Genomic DNA, 16,739 nt, shown 5'->3' with positions numbered 1-16,739 from the left:
GACTGCGGTCGGGAAGGGTCCGACTGCAGTCGGGGAGCGTCTTCGGGGGGCCGGAGGGTGCCGGGCATCGCTGACCGAGGGTAGCCAATCGGCCGTTCTGGGGGTGACAAATCGCGCGGGCCGCGTCGACCGCGTTGACGGGCGCGTTGACGGACCGGCGCGCCTGCGTATACTCGCGCGCTCCTCAGCTCACTGGCCTGAATTTCGCGGGCTCCCGCCGCTCCGGGCGCGGGGCTCGCCTTCAGGCGTCGCTTGGCCAGTCGCCGGCGTCGTGAAGACGCGCCGGCCCGGGCGCTCGGCAGCGCACCGGAGAGGCCATGGAGAGCCAGCCATGCTGCATTCGATCCAGAAGACGGACATCATCCAGAAGTACGCGATCCACGAGGGCGACACCGGGTCGCCCGAGGTCCAGATCGCGCTCCTCAGCGAGCGGATCAACCAGCTGCAGGAGCACTTCCGCACCCACCAGAAGGACCACCACTCCCGCCGCGGCCTCCTGAAGCTGGTGAGCCAGCGCCGCCGTCAGCTCGACTACCTGAAGCGCGTCGACATCGAGCGCTACCGCAGCCTCATCAACCGCCTCAACCTCCGCAAGTAGCGGATTTCCGGGCAGATTGCGCCGGTCTCGCCGGCGCGCTCCCGAGGCGCCGCGCGCCCGCGCGGCGCCCGTCTGCCTCTTGCCGGCGGTCCGTCTGCCTCCTGCCCCTCGTGTCGGGGCAGGTGCGAGCATCGGCCGAGGCCGGCCGGCCTGTCCGCCCGCCACGCGCAGCTCGCCGACCCCCATCCTCAATACCCGCGCACCCCCCGCGGCGCCGGCCGGCGTCCCGGCCCTTCCGTTCGTGAGGTTTTGCGGCACGCACCCCTGAACGGATGCGTTTTGCGCTGGCGAGAGCGGAGCGAACGCTTTAAGGAGCACATTCATTGACCACGGGACGGCGGGGCGCTCGGCCTCGCCGTTCCCGAGCGCGGGCTCCGCGCGTCTTCGTCTTCGCTTCGTGCGCAGCAGCGCGGCTCCTGCGCAGGAATCGAGGAAGAAGAGCAGCCCCTCGCGCTCGGCGTAGCGCCGCACGCAGCGGCCCTCGCGATCGCGCGAGAGAGAGCTGAAATCCTGATGTTCGTTCGTGAATCCGTCATGGTGGGCGGCCGCGCCCTCACCCTCGAGACCGGCCGCCTGGCGAAGCAGGCCCACGGGGCCGTGCTCGTCACCTACGGCGATACCATGGTGCTCGTGACCGCCGTCTCGCAGGACGAGCGGCCGGGCCTCGACTTCTTCCCCCTCACCTGCGAGTTCGTCGAGAAGACGTACGCCGCCGGCAAGATCCCCGGCGGGTTCTTCAAGCGCGAGGCGCGCCAGCGCGAGGAGGAGATCCTCTCGAGCCGCCTCATGGACCGCCCGCTCCGCCCGCTCTTCCCGGAGGGCTTCAAGCGGGACACGCAGATCATCGCGACGGTCCTGTCCAGCGACAAGCAGAACAAGGCCGACGTCCTCGCGCTGACGGGCGCGAGCGCCGCGCTGCACATCTCGGACATCCCCTGGCACGGTCCGGTGGTCGGCGTGCGCGTGGGCCGCCTCGAGGGCGAGTTCGTCGCGTACCCGACGGTCGCCGACATCGAGCGGTGCGACATCGACCTCGTCGTCGCCTGCTCGCGCGACGCGATCGTGATGGTCGAGGGCGGCGCCGCGGAGGCGACCGAGGCCGAGATCATCGACGCGCTGATGTTCGCGCACGAGACGGCGCAGCCGGTCATCGACCTCATCGAGAGGATGCGCGCCGCGGTGGGCAAGCCGAAGCGCGAGTTCGTCGCGCCGGCGCTGCCGGACGACGTCAAGCAGCGCGTCGCCCAGATCGTCGACCAGGACCTCAAGGCGGCGACGCGGGTGACCGACAAGAAGGCGCGCTACGACGGCTACAGCACGCTCAAGAAGAAGCTGACCGAGACCCTGTCGGCCGAGCTCGGCGCCGAGAAGTTCCTGCCCCTCCAGGGGCTCGTGAAGGCCGAGTTCGAGGAGCGCAAGGCGCACGTCGTCCGCACGTACGTGATCGAGGAGGGCCGGCGCATCGACGGCCGCGACGGCAAGAGCATCCGGCCGATCATGTGCGAGGTGGGGCTGCTCCCGCGCGTGCACGGCAGCGCCCTGTTCCAGCGCGGCGAGACGCAGGCGATCGTCACGACGACGCTCGGCACCTCGACCGACGAGCAGAAGATCGACGGCCTGATGGGCGAGACGTGGAAGCGCTTCTACCTCCACTACAACTTCCCGCCCTTCTCGACCGGCGAGACGAAGCCGCTGCGCGGCCCCGGCCGTCGCGAGATCGGCCACGGCGCGCTCGCCGAGCGCGCGCTCTCCCGGATGATCCCGCCGCCGGATCAGTTCCCCTACACGATCCGGATCGTGTCGGAGACGCTCGAGTCGAACGGCTCGTCGTCGATGGCGGCGGTCTGCGGCGGGTGCCTCTCGCTCATGGACGCGGGCGTGCCGATCAAGTCGCCCGTCGCCGGCATCGCGATGGGGCTCATCATGGAGGGCCAGCGCTACGCGGTGCTCTCGGACATCCTCGGCGACGAGGATCACCTCGGCGACATGGACTTCAAGGTCTGCGGCACGGCGCGCGGCGTGACCGCGATCCAGATGGACATCAAGATCGCCGGCCTGAGCCGGCAGATCCTGATGCAGGCGCTGGATCAGGCGCGCGAGGGGCGGCTCCACATCCTGAACAGGATGCTGGAGACGCTGCCGACCACGCGGCCCGAGCTCAGCCAGTACGCGCCGCGGATCACCACGGTGCGCGTCAAGCCCGACCAGATCCGGCTCATCATCGGCCCCGGCGGCAAGACCATCAAGGGCATCGTCGACCAGACCGGCGTCGCGATCGACGTCGAGGACGACGGCACGGTGAACGTCGCGTCGTCGGACTCCGACGCGGTGAAGCGGGCGCTCGACATCATCAAGGGGCTCACGGCCGAGCCCGAGGTCGGCGCGACGTACAAGGGGACGGTCAAGCGCATCACCGACTTCGGCGCGTTCATCGAGATTCTCCCGAACACCGACGGCCTGCTGCACATCTCGGAGATGGCCCACACGCGCGTCGAGCGCGTCGAGGACGTCCTCAAGGAGGGCGACTCGGTCGACGTGAAGGTGCTGAGCGTCGATCGCGACGGGAAGATCCGGCTGAGCCGGCGCGAGCTGCTCCCGCTGCCGGAGGGCGAGGAGGGCGATCGGGCGCGCGAGCGCATGGCGCAGGCGCGCGACGCCGGCCCGCCGCCGCGGCGCGACGGCCCGGGCGGCGGGCGCGGCGGCGACCGCGACCGCGGCCCGCGGCCCGGCATGGAGCGCGATCGCGGCGGGCCGCCGCCGCGCGAGCGCCGCGAGCGACGCTCCTAGCCACGAGATCCCGCGGGGAGGTCATGCCGCGCTGCGGCGCGCGCCGGCCTCCCCGTCGCTCACCCCCCTCACAGCGACCGCCTGATTTTCAGCGTTCCGCGGCCTCGCGCGGCGCCTGCGGCCTCGCGCGGCGCCCGCGGCCTTGCGTGGCGCCCGCGGCCTTGCGTGACGCGCGCCGCCCGCCGCGGGCCCGCGCGCTCGGCTGCTGCGCCGACGCGCGCGCGGCGTCTGGGCTCGTCCATCCCGCGGCTTTGTTGGAATCCGATGAAGTCCGCATGGCTCCTTCACAATCAGGGTAGTGTCGCGACCCCTGCTCGTGGCATGCTCCGCCCGTGCTCGTACGCAGAGCGAAAATCGTCTGTACCATTGGCCCTTCGTGTGACTCTCAAACGACGCTGGAGCAGCTCATCCGCGCCGGTATGGATGTCGCTCGACTCAACTTCTCTCACGGCTCGCATGAGGATCATGGCAAAGCAATCGCCACGGTCCGCGCGGCTGCGGAGGCCTGCGGAAAGCCGGTGGCGATCCTGCAGGATCTCTGCGGCCCGAAGATCCGAGCCGGTCGCTTCCCCGGCAACACCTTCGAGGTCGCTGACGGGGCTTCCGTTACCTTGGTCGAGGCGAACCGGGACAGCCCCGTCGCCACGCCCGGCGAGATCCCGATCCTCTACGAGGGCCTCGCCTCCGACCTGCAGCCGGGCGACGTCGTCCTCATCGACGACGGCCGCGTGGTGGTCACCGTCACCAAGGTCGAGGGCGAGCGCGTCCACGCCGGCGTGACGCAGGGCGGACGCCTGCGCGATCGCGTGGGCGTGCACCTGCCGGCCAGGCGCGTGCGGATCTCCGCCCTCACCGAGAAGGACAAGGCCGACCTGAGCTTCGGCCTCGCGCAGGGGGTCGATTACGTCGCCCTCTCGTTCGTGCGCAACGCGGACGAGGTCCGGCACGTCCGCGACATCTGCGAGGCCTGGGGCCGCCCGACGCCGATCGTCTCCAAGATCGAGACGCCAGGCGCCATCGACAACCTCGAGTCGATCATCCTCGCCTCGGACGGGGTCATGGTCGCGCGCGGCGATCTCGGCGTGGAGTTCAACCCGGAGCGCGTGCCGATCATCCAGCGCGAGATCCTCGGCCTCGCCCGCGTGCACCAGAAGCCGGTCATCGTCGCGACCGAGATGCTCCAGTCGATGGTGACCGCGACGCGCCCGACGCGCGCCGAGGCGAGCGACGTGGCGACCGCCGTCTTCGACGGCACCGACGCGGTCATGCTCTCGCAGGAGACCGCGACCGGCGCGCACCCGCCGCTCGTCGTGCGGATGATGGCCCGCATCGTCACCGAGGCCGAGCAGAGCTCGTTCTACCGCTACCTCTCGAGCGAGCAGCCCGGCCAGCGCGCGAACGTCGCCGAGGCGACCGCGCGCGCCGCGTGCGACATCGCGAAGGACATCGGCGCGAAGCTCATCATCGCGTTCACCGAGAGCGGCCTCACCGCGCGGTACGCGTCGAAGGCGCGCCCCGTGGTGCCGATCGTCGCCTTCTCGCCGAACGACACGACGCGCCGGCGGCTCGCGCTGCTCTGGGGCGTGGTGCCGTTCCCCGTCGACGCGCTCCGCAACTCGGACGAGATGATCGAGCGCGCCACCGGGCAGCTGCTGGCGAACGGCCTCGTCTCGCCCGGCGACAAGCTCGTCACCATCTTCGGCGCTCCGGTCGGCGTCTCGGGGTCGACCAACGCGATTCGGGTGAAGGTCGTTGAATGAGCGTGCTCGCCCGCGATAGGGGCTCGACGGGCGAGCAGGAATCCCTCTCCAGACACGCGGGCGCAGAAGGCCTCCCGAAGCTCGAGAAATACGAGCTGATCGAGGAGCTCGGCCACGGCGGGATGGCCACGGTCTACCGCGCCCGCGACCCGCGGCTCCGCCGCGAGGTCGCCGTCAAGATCATCCACAAGCACCTCCGCGAGAACGCCGAGGTCGGCGCCCGCTTCGTCGCCGAGGCGCGCGCGGCGGCGAAGCTGCGCCACCCCGGCATCGTCGAGGTGTACGACGTCTCCAGCGAGCAGGATCGCGAGCGCTACCTCGTCGTCGAGCTGCTCCGCGGCTCCACGCTGCGCAAGATCCTGAGCGCCCACCGCGACATGCCGGCCGAGATCGGCGCCGCCGTGGTGCTCGAGCTGTGCGACGCGCTGGAGCACGCGCACGCGTCGGGGATCATCCACCGCGACGTGAAGCCGGAGAACGTGCTCGTCGAGCTGCCGTCCGACCGCCCGGGCGGCAGCTGGGACGGCGCGAGCGTCGTCATCAAGCTGACCGACTTCGGCATCGCCAAGATCCTCGACGCCCAGGGCGTCACGTCGACCGGGCAGGTGCTCGGCTCGCCGGCGCACATGGCGCCGGAGCAGATCGAGGGGGGCGAGGTCGACGCGCGCACCGACGTCTTCGCGCTCGGGGTGCTCTTCTACGAGTGCCTCGTCGGGCACCTGCCGTTCGAGGGCAAGAACCCGGCGCAGGTGCTCCGCAAGGTGATCGAGGGGGTCTACCCGGAGGCCGAGCGCGAGCGGCCCGCCGTGGGCGCGCGCTGGAGCCGGATCGTCGCGGGCGCCCTCGCGCACGACATCGCGGGCCGCACGGCGAGCCCGCGCGCGCTCGCCGAGCTGATCCGCGCCGAGCTCGGCGAGCTCGGCGTCGCGGAGCCGCGCGCCGAGCTCGCCGCGTACTTCGCCGACCCCGCGGGCTACGCGGAGCGGCACGCCGCGCGGCTCGTCCCGCGCCTCGTGGCGCGCGCGGAGGCCGGCCGCAAGCGCGGCGACGTGCCGGGCGCGGCCGCCGATTACAACCGGGCCCTCGCCCTCGCGCCGAACGACCTCACCATCCTCAAGCGGATCGCGAAGCTGAACGCGAGCCGCAGCCGGCGACAGCTCGCGCGGCGCGCGCTGCTCGTGGCGCTCGCGTCGGTGGGGCTCGGCGTCGCCGCGTTCGGCGTCGCGCGCGCGCTGCGCGATTCTCCACCGCCGGAGGGGGCACCGCCGGAGGGGGCACCGCCGGAGGGCGACGCGCCCCTCGCGGGCGAGCCGCCGCGGCACGCGCCGATCGACGCCCTGAGCCCGCCGCCGAACGTACGCGCGGTCGCGCCGAGCGCCGCGGAGGTCCCGCCGAGCGCCGCGGAGGTCGCGATCGCGCCGCGGCCCCGCCCGCGGTTTCATCCGCCGCCCGTCGCGTCGGCGGCCGCTTCCCCGGCCGAGGCGCCGGCGGTCCGCGACGTCGTCTTCCAGATCGTCCCGAGCGGCGCCAAGCTGGTGCTCGACGGGGTCGAGATCAACTGGTTCGGCGCGAACAAGGTCACGCCGCTCAAGGTCGGCGCGCACAGCGTCGACATCAGCGTGCCCAACTCGCGGTGCTGCAAGCCGTACTCGGGCGTCATCTCGGTCGTCGCGCCCAAGCCCGGGGTCGCCGCGCCGCAGCGGATCGTCCACAAGCTGGAGATCCTGCCCAGCACGGTCGTCCTGAGCGGCGCGCCGCCGAGCGCGCAGTACCAGTGCCCGCAGATCGGCCTGATCGGCTTCGCGGGCGCCCCGCAGACCGTGACCCTGAGCGACGTGTTCTGGAGCGGGCGCTGCATCTTCACGCCCCCGACGCCGGAGGCGGCGCCGCTCGTCGGCAACGTCACGCTCGTGGCCGGCGAGTCGAACACCGTTTCCTGGCCGTCCGGCTGACGGCGACGCCTTCATTGCGGCGTCGGCGCCGGAAATCTCAGCATCCCCGCCCAAACTCCGCTACATCACGGCGCACCCCTCCGCATGGCTGCGCGAACTCCAGGCGGGAAATCTCCCGGCGCTCGCTTCCCATCGGTCGGGAGCGGCCGCGCCCTGCTCGCGCCGCGGCGCCTCGCAGCGGCCGCTGCGGGCGCCCTCGCGCTCCTCTGCGCGGGCCCGGCGGCCGCCGACGACATGCAGCAGTTCGAGCTCGCCAAGACGCGCTTCGACGCCGGGCACTACGAGGAGGCCGTGACCCGCTTCGCGGCGATGCTCGACCCCGCGAGCCCGCCCTGCGAGCGCGGCGCGACCGAGGTCGAGGGCAAGCCGTGCCGGATCTCGGATCCCGCCCTGGTCGAGCGGGCGCGCGGCCTCGCCGCCGCGGCGCTCGTGGCGCTGCGGCGCACGAGCGAGGCCGACGCCTACATCGAGCAGATCCTCCTCGACAACCCGGTGTACTCGCCGAACCCGGCGGTGTTCCAGCCCGAGGTCATCGACCGGTTCATCGCGGTCCGGGCGCGCATCCGGGCGCGGATCGAGGAGATGACCCGGCAGAAGGCGGAGGCGCAGCGCGCGGAGCGGCTGCGGATCGAGCGGAGCCGCGACGACGAGCGCCGCTGGGTCGCCGAGCTCCGCCGGCTCGCCGGGCGCGAGCGGGTCGTGGAGCGGAACTCCCGCTGGATCGCGATGCTGCCGTTCGGCGTGGGGCAGTTCCAGAACGGCGACGAGGGGCTCGGCTGGTTCTTCCTGGTCGGCCAGGCGGTCGCCGGCGGGACGTCGATCGTGTCGGCCCTGGCGCTGTCGAGCTACACGAACGTCGACGTCACGCCGCGGCCCAGGGCGCCGGGCACCCCCGCGCAGGCCGTCGACATCGACGCGCTGAACAGCCGGATCGAGACCGCGGCCGCGGTCAACCGCGTGGCCTTCGGGACGTTCGCGACGCTCGTCGCGGCGGGGATCGCCCACGCGCAGATCACGTTCATCCCGGAGCGGGTCTCCTTCCGCACGCGCCGCGTGCCGCCCCCACCCCCGGGCTTCTCCGCGGCGCCGACGATCTCCGCGCTCCCCGGCGGCCTCTACGCGGGGCTCCTCGGCCGGTTCTGACCGGGGCCGGCGGCGCGGCTCACGCCTTCTGCGCGGCGGCGATCCAGAACCCGCCGAGCTCCCCGAGCCTCGTGTCGCACAGCGCCCACTCCGCCCGGCGCAGGAGCCGGCCGAGCCCCGGCACGCGCATCGCGGCCGCGAACGGGGTCACGATGCGCACGCCCCGCGAGGCGACGACGCGCACGCCCTCCGGCATCAAGGCGGCGGCGGCGCGCGGCGCGTCGAAGCGCGTGTAGACGGCGCTCTCGCGGGTCTGGTCGCTGATGGCGCCCGCCGGGCCGAGCTTCTTCACGAGCCCGCGCAGGCTGTAGGGGTTGTAGAACTCCGCGATCACGTGGCCGCCGGGCCGCACCACGCGCGCCATCTCCGACAGCGCGCGGCGCACGTCCTCGACGTGGGCGAGCACCTTGAACGAGCAGGCGACGTCGAAGCTCTCGTCGGCGAAGGGCAGGGCGGTCGCGCTCCCCTCGACGACGTCGAGGCCGCGCTCGCGGGCGCGCTCGAGCATGCCGGGCGAGAGGTCGACCCCGCGCGCGGAGCGCGCGAACGCGCCGATCCGCGCGAGCAGGAGACCGGTGCCGCACCCGACCTCGAGCACGTCGCGGTCCTCGCCGAAGCGCCGCACGAAGTCGACCTCGAGCGCGTCGACGAGATCGTGGTAACCCCCGACGTCGCGGCCCCCGCGCCGGTCCTCGTAGCGCGCGGAGAACTCGTCGTAGTACGCCCGCGTCGCGCGCAGGTGCTCGTCGGCCTTTGCCTCGTCCGTCTGGGATCGCATGGGCTCGCTATAGTACTCCCCGGCGCGCGCGGCTTGCGCGGCGCCGCGCCGGGCCGCATCTCTCCTGCGAGGTGACCCATGAAGCCCGGCGACCATCCTGACTTCTTCCGGTTCGCGCCGCCCCCAGGGACGTCGCGCGAGAGCTCGATCCGGCTCGACCGCGAGGGCCGCTTCTGGCACGACGGCGCCCGCGTCGACCACCCCGCGCTCGAGCGCGGGCTGAGGGCGTGGATCGCGCGGCACCCGGACGACGGCCGTCCGATCCTCTCGAACGGCTACGACTGGTGCTACTTCCAGGCCGACGACGCCCCGCTCTTCGTCGACGCGCTCCGGATCGGCGACGGCGGCGCGGTCACGCTGGTCCTGTTCGACGGGACCGAGGAGCCGCTCGATCCGGGGACGCTCTCCCTCGGCGAGGACGGCGTCGTGTACGCGCGCGCCCGCGGCGGCGCGCTCGAGGCGCGCTTCTCGCGCCACGCGCAGTCGCAGCTCGCCCCGCTGCTCGTCGAGGCCGAGCCGCCCACGCTCCGCGTCGCCGGGCGCGAGATCCGGCTGCCCGCGCGGGCCGCGGGGTAGCGCGGCGCGCTGGCGCCCCGCGCGCCGCTCAGTACCGGTAGTGCCAGAGCAGGTCGAGCATGCCCGAGGTCGTCTGGCGCTCGTCGACGCCCACGGTGCCGCGCAGCGTCCAGTGCTCGTCGAAGCGCCAGTCGATGGTGACCTCGGTGCGCGTGCCGCGCTCGCTCGCCGTCCCCCCCGGGGCCGGCCCGCTCTCGCTGGTCGTGCCCTGCACCGAGCCCTCCTGGAAGGTGGCCTGCGCGGTCAGGTCGTCGTTCAGGCGGTAGACGAGGCTCGTCCGCAGCGTGCCGTCCGCCGTCGTCCCGAACCGGGTCGACAGCCCGCGCAGCGGCGCGATGCCGCTCAGGAGCGCGTTGAACTGCGCCGCCGCGAGCTCGCTGCCGACCGACGCGGCGACGCCGCCCGCGGCGAGCCCCGCGGGCGTCTCGGCGCCCGCCGCCTGCGCGCCCTCGGAGAAGTCGGCGCCGAACAGGAGGCGCGCGAGGATGTCCTGCTGCGAGCTCGGCGGGCTCGAGGTGAAGCGCAGCGACCGCTCCGTGATGGGCCGGAGGTTGCCGTTGAAGGCGACGTGGATGCGCGTGCCGTCCGGGGCGTCCCAGTGCGCCGTCGCGTTCAGGTGCGGGTTCGACGCCTCCTCCTCGCGCAGGCGAACGCGCCCGCCCTCGATCTCGAACGCCTTGCCGTAGATCTCGAGCGCGCCCCGCGTGATCACGATGCCGCCCGACACCCGCACGTCCTCGCCGATCACCACCCGCGGCGGCGCGTCCTCGGCGCTCCGGAGCCAGAGCCGCAGCCCCGCGCCGCTGACCGCCGCGTCGCGCACGTCGAACGTCATCGCGTAGCGGAGCGCGTCCGCGGCGCGCTTCTGCTTCTCCGGCCCGAGCGGGTGGGAGACGGAGATGTCGGGGTTGTCGCCGAGCGGCTGCACGTCGCGGCTGCTCGTCGCCGGCAGCGTGACGCGGAGCCTCGGGACCGTCGCGTAGAGCGCGAGCTCGCCGGGCTTCTTCTCCGCGATGAACGACAGCATCCCCGAGGCGGTCCCGAGCGGCACCCCCTCGAGCGTGAGCGGGAGCGCCTGGTCGTCGGCGATGGTCAGCGCCCCGGCCCCGTCGCGCAGCGCGAGCCCGTTGAGCCGGAGGAGCGCCCATCCGTGCGCCAACCCGGTGGTGCCCGCCGCGCGTAAGCCCTCGATCCGGACGACGCCGCCGTCGGCGGTGACGCGGGCGGCGACGTCGCGCAGCTCCTGCCCGAGCTCGGGGATGTGCACGACCCCGTCGCGGACCTCCAGGTGGGCGCGGACGCTGCCCCCCTCGTCGCCGGACGCGCCGCCGAGCTCGACGCGCAGGTCGCCGTCCAGGGTGCCGTCGATCTTGCTCAGCAGCCCGCCGACCAGGGGCTGCAGCGCCGCGAGCCGGAAGCGCTCCGCCGAGAGGGCGAGGTCGGTGCGCTCGCCGTCGGGGATCGGGAGGAACCCGTGGCGGAAGCGCACGCTGGCGTACGCGTTGGCCCGGAGCCTGCCGCCGCGCGGGCCCTCGAGCGCGAGCTCGGTGACGCGGAGCTCCCCGCGGTCCGTGCCGCGCTTTGGATCGATCCGCAGCGAGAGCACGCCGCGCTCGAAGGCGAGATCGCTCCCGATCGTGACCCCCGGCAGCGTGAGGTGCGCGGTGAGCGCGGGCGCGACGTTGAGGTCACGCATCTCGATCTCGCCGCTCACGCGCCCGCCGATGCCGCTGTCGCCGAGCAGCGGGATCTCGCCGAGCGGGACGTCGCGCAGCGTGGCGCGGAAGCGGCCGGTCCACGCCGGGGGCGGGGGCGCGCCGCGCAGCGCGCGCGGCGAGGGGTCCGCGAGGAGGCGGTCGAGCGGCGCGATCACCTCGGCGCGCGCGGTCGCGATCTCGTCCGGGCCGCGCGTGACGTGCGCGTCCAGCGTGGCCTTCTCGCTGTCGTACGTGAGCCACGCGTCGAGATCGGTGGGGAAGAGGAGCTCCGTCGCGCCCGTCGCGCCCGGCGGCGCGTACGTGAGGCCCCACCAGAGGGTGCGCGCGGTCAGGGACGGGCGCGCGAGGGTGCCGCCCGCGTAGGCGTCGATCCGCAGCTCGCCGGCGAGGGGCGGGAGCGCGTCGCGCACGAACGAGGGGAGGGTGGTGAGCTCGTCCACGGCGCGCCGCGGGAAGGAGACCTGCGCGGCGATGGGCGCGCGCAGGAGCGACGGCCACCGGCCCGCGGGCGGGCCGGCGAGCGCCGCGAGGTCGAGGTCGATCGAGCCGGACGCGTCGGCGAGCAGCCCGCCGTCGTACAGGGTCAGCGCGGCCTCGGCCCTGCCGGTCGTCCCGTCGAGCGAGCCCTTGAGCTGCGCGTCGATGAAGCGCGAGTCCCAGGCGGGGCGCTCGGCGCCCAGGCGGTGAGGCCCCGCGAGCGCGAGGCCCTGCGTCCTCACGAGCACGTCGTGCAGCGAGGGGAACGCCTCGCCGGGCGCGCGCGACACCCGGAAGCGGGTCGTGAGCCTGCCGCGGACCTCGCTCACGATGTGCGCGATCGGCATGAGCCGCGCGAGGCACCCGAGGTCCCAGTCGTCCGTGGCGACCTCGGCCTGCCCCACCAGGCCGGCCCACGTCTCCGCGCGCAGGAGAGGCCCCTTCAGCGTGCCCTCGGCGCCGGACACCCGCACGCTCGCGAGGGTGCCGGCGCACCGCGGCAGCGCGCCCGCCCACGCGCCGCTCGACGCGCCGTTCGACATATCGCTCGACGCGCCGTTCGCCGCGCGTCCTCCGGTGGGCTGCGGCGCCGCAGCGTCGATGCGCACGAGCCCGTCGGCCTTGAGCTGGTCGTGCTCGAAGGTCGCCGTGAGGCGCGCCGAGACGCCGGACAGGAACGCGACCTCGCCGCCCGTGAGATCGAGCCGCACGTGGCCCGAGCGCCCGGTCTTGCGGTCGTGGTCGAGCGCGACGTCGACGTCCGCGCGCCCGCGCACGCGGAGCGGGACCCCGAGCATCCGCGCGAGGCGGCCGAGGTCGATGTCATCGCCCTGGAGCCGCCCGGTCACGTCGTCGCCGCGCACCGCGAGCCGGCCCTTGAGCGAGCCGAGCTCGGGGGAGGCGAGCTCGAGCCCCTCGACGGCGAGCCCTCCGGCCGACGGGTCGATGGCCGCGATCTTCCCGGCGACCACGGCGCCGTCGCGCTTCAGCTGGAGCTCGATGTCGCGGAGGGCGAGGGTGGCGGAGCTCAGCCGGGCCGAGGCTTCCAGGGCGTCGTCGCCGTCGGTGACCGTCGCGCGGAGCTTCGGCGCGGCGAGCGGGCCGGAGATCTGCGCCGTGACCTCGTCGAACGTGCGGCCGCCGGCGAGCGCCTCCTGGCCGGAGAGCGAGCCGCTCACCGCGAGCGCGTCGAGCGGCCCGGTGACCCGCCCCGCGAAGCGCGCGCTGGCGAGCGCGACGTCGGGGCCGACCCGGAGCCTGGCGAACGCGCCCTCGACCTGCGCGTCGAGCGTTCCGTCGCGCAGGCTCCCCTCGACGCGCACGCGGCCGGCGCCGTCGACGGGCCCGGCGAGGCGCGGGGCCGCGGCGATCGCCGGGATGTCGGCGGTGGCCGCGAAGCGGATGCCCTGGCCGCCCGGCAGGAGCGCGACGGCGGCGTCGATCGGCGCGCCCGGCTCGTGGAGGTGCGTGCGCACGTGGAGCTCGCCGCGGTCGAGCACGAGGTGGACGTCCGCCGCCGGCACCCGCTCTCCGAGCAGCTCGGTCGGCTCCGTCCGCGCCTCGACGGCGAGCCGGAACTCGTCGCCGAGCTCGACGCGCACCCGGCCGTCGGCGGTGATCGAGGTCGCCGTTTCCTCCGGCGCGCGGCCGGTCTCCGGCGCGGCCTTGGTCGCGGCGGCGCCTGTCCGTGCGGGCGCTGCGCCTGTCCGTGCGGGCGCTGCGCCTGTCCGTGCGGGCGCTGCGCCTGTCCGTGCGGGCGCTGCGCCTGTCCGTGCGGGCGCTGCGCCTGTCCGTGCGGGCGCCGCGCCTGTCCGTGCGGGCGCCGCGCCTGTCCGTGCGGGCGCTGCGCCTGTCCGTGCGGGCGCCACGCCGGGCTCGCCGCCCGTCGTATCGGACGAGAAGCGCACGCCGAAGAGCCGCAGATCCACGTCGCGCGCCTGCACGTCGGCGTCGAGCCGGACGGGCCCCGTCACGTCGAGCCGCCCCGCGAGGGCGACGCTGCCCCCCGCCGGGCCGGGCGGATCCGCCGAGAACGAGGCCGTCACGTCGAGCTGGGGGAGGTGGCCGTTCAGGGCGACGCGCGCGGCGACCGGCTCGGTGAGGGGGTGATCCGGCAGGAGGCTCCGGAGCTGCTCCGGCGTGGCGCGCGGGACGCTCGCGTGCGCCTCGAGGTGATCCTCGTCGAGCACGGCCCGCGCGGTGATCTCGACGTCCGCGAGCCGGCCGGCGAAGCTGCTCCACATCCGGACCTTCTCGCCCGCGCGGAGGTGGTAGTTCGCCGTGCCCGCGGTCCGGGCGGGCAGGAACGCGCGGTCCACGAGGCCGGTCTGGTCCACGTCGACCGCCACGCCGTCCGGGCCGACGTGGACCGACCCGACGAGCCGGTTGATGTCGGCGTCCAGCACGCGCGGCGGCGCGAGCTGCCCGTGGACCCACCCCCGCCCGATCTCGATGCGCGAGAGCGCGACGACGACCTCGCGCGGCGGCGCCTCGGGCGCCGACGACGGCGGGCGGCTCGGCGGCAGCGGCGCGAACGTGTCGCCGAGGGTGACCCCGTCGGCGCCGTTGTCCTGGACGAGCACCTCGATCTGCTCGACCCGGATGGACGGGACCTCGACGCGGAGCGCGCCCGTCCCGAGGAGCGCGCCGCGGACGATCGCGAGCACGTCGGCGCGCGCCGCGATGCCGCTCGCGCGGATCACCTTGTTCCCGCGCGGGTCGATCGCGACCGCGGAGCGGATCCGCACGCCGTTCAGGCCGAGCCTGTCGATCTCGTCGGCGACGATCCGCCCGTAGAAGAGGGAGCCGAGCAGCCGGTTCGTGGCGTCGCGGGCGACGCGGCGCGCGGCGGGCGTGTCGAGGTGGAGCGCGACGCCGACGGCCGCGGCGCCGGTGAACACCAGGGCCAGCCCGAGCGCCGCCGCCGCGGCGGACGCGGCGCGGCGCATGCGTCCCGGGGCGCGCGGCGAGGGGCGCCGCGGCTCTTCTGCGGGGGCGGGCGTCACGGGGGGTTAGCTTAGTACGCGCGAGGCGCGGCGACCGTGCTGGCGCGCGGCGCGATTCCGGGCGACGGAGGCTTGCTGCGGCGCCGGCGCGACCCCGGCGCGGGCGCGTCCGCGCCGGATCGGCGCGCTTCGCCGGGGATCCGCCCGCCGGGCGGCTCGCCCACCGCCGGCGGCGCGTCCGGGGCGCGCCGGACCGGAGCGCTCAGCCGGCGAGCCGCTCGAGCTCCACGAAGAGCGTGCCGAGCTCCGGCTTGGACCGGAGCGGCGCGCAGAAGCGGCTGGCGAGGTGGAGCAGCTCCGCGTCGAGCTGATCGGCCCTGCGCCCGATCTCGGCGATGCGCTCCTGGGACTCCCGGCGCCGCGCCTCGAGCTGTCGATCGAGCTCCTCGAGGCGCTCGCGCAGCTTCTTGATCTGCGCGTCCACCTCGGCCACCTCGTGCTCGCGGGCGATCGCCTCGCTCTCCGCCTCGTAATCCGCCTTGCGCGACGCGTACCAGCCCTCGACGAGCTCGGCCAGCCGGCGGTAGCTGGCGGCGAGCTCGAGGTAAGGCTCGGCGAACCCGCACCGGCCCTCCCAGCGCACGGCCTCCTTGTGCGCGCTCAGCACCGCGGGGACGAACGCCTGCGTCGCCGCGTTGAGCGGCGCCACCCTGGCGCGGAACGAGCGGGCCTCCTCGCGCGTGAGCGAGGCGTCGACGGTGAGCGCGTCCATCGCCCGCCCGATCTGCAGCCGGCCGTCGCGCCACTCCTCGGCGACGCCCTCGAGGCGCCGCTGCTCGTCGAGCGCCCTCGAGCGGAGCTCGACGTGCTCCCGCACGAGGCCCCGCAGCCCCTCGAGCTGCCGCTGGATCTCCGCCGGCGCGGACGCGCCGAAGGCGCGGGCCGTCATCTTCTCGAACAGATCGAGCCGGCTGACCCACGGATCGCGCCCGGCGCCGCGCGATCGCACCGCCGAGTCGCGCGGCATCGCCTCGGGCGGCGGGGGGAGGGCGATCCCGCTCGCCGCCGCGATCTCCTCGAGCTCCGCGAGCACGCGGTACGCGTCGACGGGGCGAGCCGAGGGGTCCTTCGCCATGAGGGCGTTGACCAGGCGGTCGAGCGCGTCGGGCATCTCCGGCGCGAGGTCCTGGAGGTGCGGCGGCTGCTCGTTCAGGTGCTTCAGGATCCAGCTCGCGGGATCGGGCGCGTCGAACGGCAGCCGCTGCGTGATCATCTCGAACATGATGACCCCGAGCGAGTAGAGGTCGGCCGGGGGGCCCGCGTCGATGGTCGTGCTGCGCTCGGGCGCCATGTACTGCGGCGTGCCGAAGATCTCGCCGAGGTTCGTGAGCCGCGCGTCCTGCGCGCACCGGGCGATGCCGAAGTCGAGGAGCTTCACCCAGTCGCCCTTCAGCAGGAACACGTTCTCGGGCTTGAGGTCGCGGTGCACGACGTCGAAGTCGTGCGCGCGGCCGAGGGCGCGCGCCATCTGCACCCAGATGGGCAGCGCCCGCGCGAGCGGCACCCGGCTGCGCTCCACCACGTCGGCGAGGCTCGTCCCCTGGAGCAGCTCCATCACGAGGAAGGGCAGCCCGTCGTCGGTGTCGCCCTGATCGAAGATCTCGATGATGTTCGGGTGCGCGAGCCGCTGCGCGTGCCGCGCCTCGCGCCGGAAGCGCTCGCGCGTCGTCGTGTCCTGCGCGAACTCGCGGTTCAGGATCTTGATGGCGCACGGCGTGCCGATGAGCTTGTTGTAGGCCCGGTAAACCGTGGCCATCCCGCCGATCCCGAGCGCCTGCTCGATGACGTAGCGGCCCGCGATCGACATCCCGATGCGGGGGTCCTTCTCGGAGACGAGCGACGAGCCGTCGATGAAGCAGAAGGTGCTCTCGGCCGGATAGCGCTGGTGGCACTGCGGGCAGGTCTTCATGGCGGGCACGTCGGCTGCAAGGCTACACTCTACGGG

Annotated in this window: 9 protein-coding genes; 6 read left to right on the top strand and 3 right to left on the bottom strand. The window is 74.3% G+C overall.

The window, feature by feature from the left end; all coding sequences use genetic code 11:
- Window positions 1–331: 331 nt before the first annotated feature.
- The 5 genes from rpsO to WME83_RS27565 all read left to right on the top strand — a co-directional run bounded on the left by rpsO (window position 332) and on the right by WME83_RS27565 (window position 8,240).
- Window positions 332–598, top strand: coding sequence for a 30S ribosomal protein S15 (gene rpsO, locus WME83_RS27585; RefSeq protein WP_437312674.1), 267 nt, complete (start codon window positions 332–334; stop codon window positions 596–598).
- Between the two features lie 513 nt (window positions 599–1,111).
- On the top strand, window positions 1,112–3,385 hold the full coding sequence (gene pnp / locus WME83_RS27580; RefSeq protein ID WP_437312673.1) for a polyribonucleotide nucleotidyltransferase: 2,274 nt from the start codon (window positions 1,112–1,114) through the stop codon (window positions 3,383–3,385).
- A gap of 332 nt (window positions 3,386–3,717) precedes the next feature.
- The gene (gene pyk, locus WME83_RS27575; RefSeq protein ID WP_437312672.1) at window positions 3,718–5,145 is read left to right on the top strand and encodes a pyruvate kinase; all 1,428 of its coding nucleotides are present in this window, start codon (window positions 3,718–3,720) and stop codon (window positions 5,143–5,145) included.
- Window positions 5,142–7,097, top strand: coding sequence for a protein kinase domain-containing protein (locus WME83_RS27570; RefSeq protein WP_437312671.1), 1,956 nt, complete (start codon window positions 5,142–5,144; stop codon window positions 7,095–7,097). The genes pyk and WME83_RS27570 overlap by 4 nt, the downstream gene beginning before the upstream one ends.
- Before the next feature lie 84 nt (window positions 7,098–7,181).
- Window positions 7,182–8,240 carry a hypothetical protein gene (locus WME83_RS27565; RefSeq protein WP_437312670.1) on the top strand — a complete coding sequence of 353 codons (1,059 nt, stop codon included), beginning with the start codon at window positions 7,182–7,184 and terminating at the stop codon, window positions 8,238–8,240.
- A 19-nt stretch (window positions 8,241–8,259) separates the two neighbouring features.
- On the opposite strand, the gene WME83_RS27560 is transcribed toward WME83_RS27565, so the two are convergent.
- Window positions 8,260–9,018: a class I SAM-dependent methyltransferase gene (locus tag WME83_RS27560; RefSeq protein ID WP_437312669.1), complete on the bottom strand. Its 759-nt coding sequence runs from the start codon at window positions 9,016–9,018 to the stop codon at window positions 8,260–8,262.
- 78 nt (window positions 9,019–9,096) lie between these two features.
- Here WME83_RS27560 and WME83_RS27555 point away from each other — a divergent pair, with 78 nt between their 5' ends.
- Entirely contained in the window at window positions 9,097–9,594 is a 498-nt protein-coding gene (locus WME83_RS27555) for a hypothetical protein (protein ID WP_061621555.1), read from the top strand.
- A 28-nt stretch (window positions 9,595–9,622) separates the two neighbouring features.
- On the opposite strand, the gene WME83_RS27550 is transcribed toward WME83_RS27555, so the two are convergent.
- Both WME83_RS27550 and WME83_RS27545 read right to left on the bottom strand, forming a co-directional pair.
- The gene (locus tag WME83_RS27550; RefSeq protein ID WP_437312668.1) at window positions 9,623–14,794 is read right to left on the bottom strand and encodes a translocation/assembly module TamB domain-containing protein; all 5,172 of its coding nucleotides are present in this window, start codon (window positions 14,792–14,794) and stop codon (window positions 9,623–9,625) included.
- A 202-nt stretch (window positions 14,795–14,996) separates the two neighbouring features.
- The gene (locus WME83_RS27545) at window positions 14,997–16,703 is read right to left on the bottom strand and encodes a protein kinase domain-containing protein (RefSeq protein WP_437312667.1); all 1,707 of its coding nucleotides are present in this window, start codon (window positions 16,701–16,703) and stop codon (window positions 14,997–14,999) included.
- Window positions 16,704–16,739: the final 36 nt, after the last annotated feature.

Origin of the sequence: Sorangium sp. So ce385 (genome assembly GCF_051474135.1) — a bacterium.
In the GTDB taxonomy this organism is placed as follows: Bacteria; Myxococcota_A; Polyangia; order Polyangiales; family Polyangiaceae; genus Sorangium; species Sorangium cellulosum_D.
The sequence above is the reverse complement of the archived record's forward strand: the minus strand, read 5'-3'. Positions and strand labels throughout refer to the sequence as shown.